Source organism: Ideonella sp., from assembly GCF_041287625.1.
Classification (GTDB): Bacteria; Pseudomonadota; Gammaproteobacteria; order Burkholderiales; family Burkholderiaceae_C; genus Ideonella.
In genome coordinates, this window is the sequence record NZ_JBGGNH010000034.1 from 1 (window position 1) to 6,726 (window position 6,726).

The following is a 6,726-nucleotide window of genomic DNA, read 5'->3' on the forward strand; positions in this document are numbered from 1 at the left end:
GCATGCGCCGGCGTCCCGCCGTGGCGCGCCGGCCCGCCCGGCGCAGGCGGGAGGGCCGCCGGCGTCTCCGTCAAGCGCATCTCTGCGCCGATGACGAGCTGACAGGCCAGCGGCGGCAGCTGCTGCCGGCGGCGCCGCTCCTGCTCTTCCTGCAGGGCCAGGTGTGCGCGTACGACACCGGCGAGTGAACATTCGTCGGTGATCGCGAGCGCCGCATAGCCGAGCTGCGCCGCGCGCAGCACCAGCTCGCCGGGGTGCGAGGCCCCGGTCAGGAAGCTGAAATTGCTGCGGCAGTGGAGTTCGGCATAGCCCGATAGGGACAGCATGGCTCCTCGCGGACCTCGTGGCCGCCGCCGCCTGCGCCGTCATCGTCATGGCCCCGGCGGCGCGGCCCCGGACGCGGCACAGTGTCGAGCCGCGCCTGCTCGGCCTGCGGCAGCGTCGCGCGCAGCAGGTCCAACGGGCTGCGCACCGCGCCGCCGCCGAGCTTCAGCACATGGGTGTAGATCATCGTCGTGCTGACGTCGGCATGGCCGAGCAGCTCCTGCACCGTGCGGATGTCGTAGCCGTTCTGCAGCAGGTGGGTGGCGAAGGAGTGGCGCAGCGTGTGCGGCGTGGCCGGCTTGACGATGGCGGCGGTCTCGACCGCGCGCTTGAAGGCGCGCTGGAAAGCCTGGTCCTGCACGTGATGGCGGCGCAGCGCACCACCGCGCGGATCGACCGACGGCAGGCGCTGCGGGAAGACCCAGAACCAGGTCCACGACGATCCGGCGCGCGGGTACTTGCGTGCCAGCGCATCGGGCATGTAGACGCTGCCGAGGCCCGCGCGGCGGTCTTCCGACCAGAGCGCATGCGCCTGCGCAAGCTGCTCGCGCAGCGCCGGGAAGAGCGAGGCCGGCAGCATCACGACCCGGTCCTTCGCGCCCTTGCCTTCCCGCACCACGAGGGCCTGGCGTTCGAAGTCGACATCCTTCACGCGCAGGCGCACCGCCTCCATGATGCGCAGCCCGGTCCCGTAGAGCAGCTGGGCCAGCAGACGCTGCTCGGGCTCGATCAGCCGCAGCACCTGCGCGACCTCGTCATGCGTCAGCACCACCGGCAGACGCTCGCGACTCTTCGGCCGACCGATCTCGGCGAGCCACGGCAGGCGCATCTCGAGCACCTGCTCGTAGAGGAACACGAGCGCCGACAAGGCCTGCTTGTGCGTGGCGACTGCCACGTGGCGCTCCGTGGCGAGCCACGACAGGAATGCCTCGACCTCGGGCCCCGCCATCTCGCGCGGATGGCGCATCTCGTGGTACCGCAGGAACAGGCGGATCCAGTGCAGATAGGCCTGCTCGGTGCGCAGGCTGTAGTGCCGATAGCGCAGCCGTTCGCGCACCTGATCGAGCAGGCGCTGGGCCGGCGGCGGAGGCCGCACGCCCGCACCGGGGCGTAACGGCCCGGCCACGAGTTCGTCTTCGCATGACGGCGGCGGGGACGGTGGATCCGCAGGGCGGTTCATGGCGGCAGGACCCGTGACGACTGTATATACATACAGCATAATGAAGGAGACCCCCTGCGCGCAAGCCCCGCGAGCGCCAGCCCCCCCCCTACCTCGAGACCCTCTATCCCCCTCCTCCCCGATGCCGACGCACGACAAGGAACCCGCATGCCGGCGCACCCGCGTCGTCAAGACGATCCGGCCGGACCAGCGCGGTGCGTTGAAGCTCGAACACCGCTACGGCGATGTGCTGGTCTGCGTTCGGTATCGACAGGATCCGCTCGGGCTGCAGCGCTACACGACGGTCGAACTCGTGGTCGACGAAGGTCCGGTGATGAGCGCACGGACCGACCAGACCACTGTGGCCATTCGACTCGGCAGCGGCGAACACGCGCTGCGCAACCTCGTCCGCGTCCACGGCGCGACGCGCGATTCCGCCACGGGCCTGTGGCACATGCCGCGCCGACTGGCACGTACGCTCGGGCTACTGTGGCGCACGTCGGAACGATGAACCATCCGACGTTCCGGTTGCGGAGGGTTCGTGTACCCATCGAGTTCCGCGCGCACCAGCAGGAATCCCGTGACGCCTGTGGCCATCCGTGGCAATCCTGGAAAGGAACTTGTACCTAGACCTGCACATTTGCGTTCGGCGGTGGACTGGCGCGATGATGGCGAAAACACGTTAGACGCCCCAAACACGCCTAGCTCGACCGCTCTGCAGTTTGGCTAGGCCCGCTGTGCGCGACTTCCAACACGCTCGCACCCACCGCCAATGGCGGCCCCCCTCATCTTGGGGAGGCGCTACGTCCCGGATGGGCGAGGAGCGCCTGACTAGCTTGGACGGCCCGAAGTGCCGATGGCGGCGGGATCGGGAGTACATACATTGAAGACTCCTGTCAAACGAGAGGGTCCGCATATGTTGAGCAAGAGGTATCACGTGCCAACGGAGCAAGAAGTACTCGACTACTTCATCCTGCTCGAGCTGGGCGGAACCGGCGCGGATGACGACGTCTCTCGCGTGACGGAAGCCTCAACACGGGCAGCCGTATGTGCCTTGAAGCTTGTCGGAGTTCCACACCACGCTGTACGTCACCAACCCGTCTTCACGGACACCTCTCACCAGCCGACCTCCTTGCCATTCAGGCCGCTGAGTTCACATCCGAGCGCAGTGGTCGCCGAGCGAAGTGCCGCTTCCTCAGCCGCGGCGTGAGTTCGGCCACACACGGCCGGGCGTTTGGTTCGCACGAACAACTGTGAGTGGGAGTCCGAGGCCCAATCGGGGCGCCTAACCCTTCGCTCGAGCGGACCTCCACCGGCAAGGCACTTGGGCCGCGAACCGGCCAGTATCATCATCCGTCTCGCGGCCCAAGCGCCTTTCCGGCGGCGGCCGCTCAGCTCAAACGTTGATATGGCTTCTCTTTGTCAAGAGGCGACATCGATCCCTCTGCGAACACAGATGTGATGAATACCCGTTGCCGGACGGGGAACGCGACGGAGCCTTTGGTTGCCACCCGTGATGGATGTGCGACGGTTGTTCATGCTGATATTCGAGGGTTGGATACCTCAAGACAAATTTGCGTCGCGGGGCTGCCTTCGCTCTAGGGACTGAGATCACCAAGCGCATGACTGGCACGCGCACTGGCCCACCAATAACGTTGTCGAGGGTTCCCCAGTGGCCGCGGCTGCGCCGCGTTCCCCCTCCGGCATCTGGTCAGACACGCTGGGTGCATCACCTCCTTGCTCTTCTTCCTTCAAGGCTGTATTTGCGTTCGGCGCGTTCAGTGCATCGGGCCGACTGAGGACTCGTTGTTGATGCCCTGCCAGCCCGAGGTCTGCACCTCGCAGCCGATGGCCCAGACGAAGCCCGCGAGCTCGCGCGCCACGGCGACCACGGCCTTGTTCTTCATGACTCGACGCGCCAGCAGGCGCTTGAATTTCGAATGCAAGCGCAGCTGCGCGGCCCAGGCGATGTCAGTCACTGCCTTGGGGCACTGGTCCTGGCGCGTGGCGATGATTGGGCTCAGGCGCGCGCTGTGCTGGTAGTGCCAGGCGATCTCCACCAGCATGCGCCGTGCGGCGCTGTTGCCCGCCTTGGTGATGCTGCCTTGGCGCCGCTTGGGACCCGAGGAATGCTCGCCTGGTACCAAGCCCACATAGGCCATGAGCTTGCGCGGGTGCGTATTTCGGCGAACGTGACCGGCGATTTCGGAAGCGTGACCGCCTCGGAGCCGATGCTGTGTTGCGCAGGGCAGATTGTATGAATGGTGTTGTTTCGAGGGTGTGAGGCGCCTCCGAATTCGGTCCGTGTGGGCTGCCCAAGCCCGAGCGTCGGGCCCGGGTTTTGAATTCTTGTCTTGCCCTATTTGGTCTGGCGTGGTGGAGCCCTGTGGAGCTTGTGCGCAGCCGGCGGCCTGTGGTTGGGCGGGTGGGCAACTCGTAGAGTTGTCCATGCGGCCATCCACAGGAGAGCGCGTCAGCGCTCAGCCGGGCAGCCCGCGCCAGCGGGCCTGTGCACAAATCCATAGGGCCGCTTGCCTATTGCGCGTTGCCGGCCCCGGCATCGGCAGGCGTCGACGCATCGGCCGCGCCGGCCTTGGGTGGCCGCAACGACTTGCCCTTGAGCTGCAGACGCTGGCTGCGCGACAGCAGTCGATCCAGGATCGCGTCGGCGATGGTCGCGTCGCCGATCCAGGCATGCCAGTGCTCGATGGGCAACTGGCTTGTGACGATGGTGGCGCGCGTGCCGGCGCGGTCGTCGATGAGCTCCATCAGGTCCGAGCGCGTCGGGCCGTCCAGGGCCGTCATTCCCCAGTCGTCGAGCACCACGACATCGGTGCGCGCCACTGTCGCCAGCCATCGCGAGAAGCCGCCGTTGCCGTGCAGCATGCGCAGTTCGTCGGCCAGGCGGGGCACCCGCAGGTACAGCGCCGAGTGCCCGCGCCGGCAGGCGTACTGCGCCAGGGCACAGGCCAGCCACGACTTGCCCGATCCCGTGGGCCCGGTGGCCAGGATCGCCGTGCCGTCCTCGACCCAACGCGACAGCGCCAGACTCATCAGCGTGCCGCGCTCGAAGCCGCGCCCGGCGCGGCCGTCGACGTCTTCGATGCAGGCCTGTGGGTACTTCAGGCCGGCCCGCTTGAGCAGCGCGGTGCGCCGCTTGTCGCCGCGGTGGTGGACCTCGCGGTCGACCATCAGGGCCAGCCGTTCCTCGAAGCTCAGCGCCGCACCGGCGCCGCCGGCGAGTTGCTCTTGCACGGCCTGCAGCATGCCGGCGAGCTTGAGCTCGCGCAGTTGTTCCAGGGTGTTGTTCATCATCATGATCGGATCCTCGGGAGTTGATGTCGGTGTCGGCGTCAATGGAAGTAGCTCGCGCCGCGCAGGTTGTCGTGCTCGGGTGCCACCCATGGGGTCTGCTCCTTGGCTGGCTTGACCAGGTCGGCGCCGTTGTTCAGGATGTCGCGGACGTGGCGGTAGTAGCCCGCACCCAGCCCCAGCGCGATGGCGCAGGCGGCTTCCAGCCGGGCCGGCCCGTAGCGCTTGGCCAGGCTGAGCAGACCCAGGCAGCTGCGGTAGCCGTGCTCGGGGTGGCGGAAGCGTTGCAGCAACTGCGTCACGAAGGCGCCGGTGCTGGGGCCGACCTCGCCGCCCCAATGGATCAGCCGCTCGGGCGTCCACTGCTTGTGTGCGCGGTGCGCCGCCGGCATGTGCTCGTCCAGCGTCGTGAAGCCGCCGCGGCGCGCGCTGCGGGCATGGCAGGCCACGCGCTGGCCGCGGTGCAGCACCTCCACCAGCGCGTCGGTGACGCGTGCCTGCAGCTCCAGCCCGACCAGCGGATGCGGCACGCTGTAGCGGTGGAAGTCGACCTCGACGTGGTAGTCGATGTGCGCCTTGACGGTCTTGAAGGTGGCCCACTGCCAGCGCTGCGCCGGCAGGCTGGCCAGCGCCGGCGCGTCCAGGCTGGCGAACAGGCTGGCGCGGCTGCCGTCGATCTTCTGGAAGCGGCGCTCGTTGAGCCCGGGCAGCAGCGCGGCGATGGCGGCGTCGGCGGCGGGCACGTCGGCCAGCGCCGTGTGGCGCAGCCGCGCCAGGATCCAGCGGGTGACGACTTGCACCGCGGACTCGGCGGTGGCCTTGTCCTTGGGCAAAAACGGGCGCGCCGGCAGGAACGAGATGCTGTAGTGGCGGGCGAACTCGCGCACGGTGGCGTTGAGCTGGGGCTCGTAGCGGCAGGCCTGGGAGACCAGCGCGCGCGGGTTGTCGGGGACGATGAGTTGGGGCACGCCGCCGTAGAAGGCCAGCGCGCGCGCCAGCGCACCCAGCCACGAACGCATGCTCTGGTCGGCGGTGGCGCAGGCGAAGGTGTAGCTGGACGCGCCCATGGCGGCGACGAAGACCTGGGCACGGGATCCGTCGGCCAGGGCCAAGGTTGGCCCGGCGTAGTCGATGAACAGCTTCTCGCCGGCGCGCCGGTGCTGGCGCATCGAACGCTTGAGCGACCTGGCAAAGCGCTTGTAGTGCTCGCAGAACTGGGTGTAGGCCCAGGTACGACGGCCCAGGTGCGCGGCGCGGTACTCGGCCCACAGCAGCATCAGCGTCACGCCCTTGCGGCGCAGTTCGACATGCACATGGGCGTAGTCAGGCTCGACCAGGTCATCGTCGCCGGCGCCGCGTCCGAGCAACCGACGCTCGAGTCCGGCTTCGTCGAGTTCGGCGATGGCTCGCCAGTCCAGCCCGGCGGCGCCGGCCAAGCCGAGGTACTTGGCGACGACGCCCTTGGAGATGGACAGGCTGAGCGCGATGGCGGCGTGCGACAGGCCGCCGTGGTACTTGAGTCTGAGGATGTCCTTGATCATGCGTATGTCCATGCGTTGCTGCGGCATCGGCTCTCCGGCCAAAAAGGCTCGCAGGCTAGGCATCAGCGGTGGGTCACACGCAACACCGGACGCCGAACCCTTGACAGGTCGGCGTCCGCCCTCAGGCGGGTGCAACGACTCCGGCGGTCACGTCACCGGAACGGCCGGTCACGCTCCCGAAATCGGCGGTCACGATGCCGAAACGGGCGGTCACGTTGGTCCGAAATACGCAGCTGGGCGCGCTCTATTACCTGAACCCGCAGCTCGCGACCTGGCTGCCCGCCACCGCGGCGATGAGCGCCGGTTTCGCGATGCTGGCGGCCGGGGCGCTTGCCGAGCGCGTGCACGAAAGGCTGGCGAGCCCGCCGGCCTTGTCGATCGTCGGCACCC

The 6,726-nt window shown here is 68.2% G+C and carries 5 protein-coding genes and 1 pseudogene; 1 reads left to right on the top strand and 5 read right to left on the bottom strand.

Annotated elements, in window-relative coordinates; translation table 11 throughout:
* A partial coding sequence (locus tag ACAH41_RS13870; protein ID WP_370538329.1) for a PHP domain-containing protein occupies positions 1–326 on the bottom strand: 326 nt, incomplete at its 3' end.
* 122 nt (positions 327–448) lie between these two features.
* Positions 449–1,504 (bottom strand): annotated as a pseudogene (locus tag ACAH41_RS13875) (integron integrase); the annotation flags it as partial.
* A gap of 121 nt (positions 1,505–1,625) precedes the next feature.
* Here ACAH41_RS13875 and ACAH41_RS13880 point away from each other — a divergent pair.
* Positions 1,626–1,994 carry a hypothetical protein gene (locus ACAH41_RS13880; RefSeq protein WP_370538330.1) on the top strand — a complete coding sequence of 123 codons (369 nt, stop codon included), beginning with the start codon at positions 1,626–1,628 and terminating at the stop codon, positions 1,992–1,994.
* A 1,267-nt stretch (positions 1,995–3,261) separates the two neighbouring features.
* Here the strand turns inward: ACAH41_RS13880 and ACAH41_RS13885 are convergent.
* From ACAH41_RS13885 to istA, 3 genes are all read right to left on the bottom strand, one after another.
* Positions 3,262–3,933, bottom strand: a complete 672-nt coding sequence (locus ACAH41_RS13885; protein ID WP_370538331.1) for a transposase — start codon at positions 3,931–3,933, stop codon at positions 3,262–3,264.
* 85 nt (positions 3,934–4,018) lie between these two features.
* Positions 4,019–4,801 (bottom strand): IS21-like element helper ATPase IstB, encoded by a 783-nt coding sequence (gene istB, locus ACAH41_RS13890; protein ID WP_370538333.1) that lies wholly within the window; start codon positions 4,799–4,801, stop codon positions 4,019–4,021.
* Positions 4,802–4,836: 35 nt separating this feature from the next.
* Positions 4,837–6,363, bottom strand: coding sequence for an IS21 family transposase (gene istA, locus ACAH41_RS13895; RefSeq protein ID WP_370538332.1), 1,527 nt, complete (start codon positions 6,361–6,363; stop codon positions 4,837–4,839).
* Positions 6,364–6,726: the final 363 nt, after the last annotated feature.

What these genes read in the sequence shown, in the direction of transcription:
- istA (WP_370538332.1), bottom strand. Translation starts at nt 6,363, where the DNA reads ATGCCGCAGCAACGCATGGACATACGCATGATCAAGGACATCCTCAGA.
- istB (WP_370538333.1), bottom strand. Translation starts at nt 4,801, where the DNA reads ATGATGATGAACAACACCCTGGAACAACTGCGCGAGCTCAAGCTCGCC.
- ACAH41_RS13880 (WP_370538330.1), top strand. Translation starts at nt 1,626, where the DNA reads ATGCCGACGCACGACAAGGAACCCGCATGCCGGCGCACCCGCGTCGTC.
- ACAH41_RS13885 (WP_370538331.1), bottom strand. Translation starts at nt 3,933, where the DNA reads ATGGACAACTCTACGAGTTGCCCACCCGCCCAACCACAGGCCGCCGGC.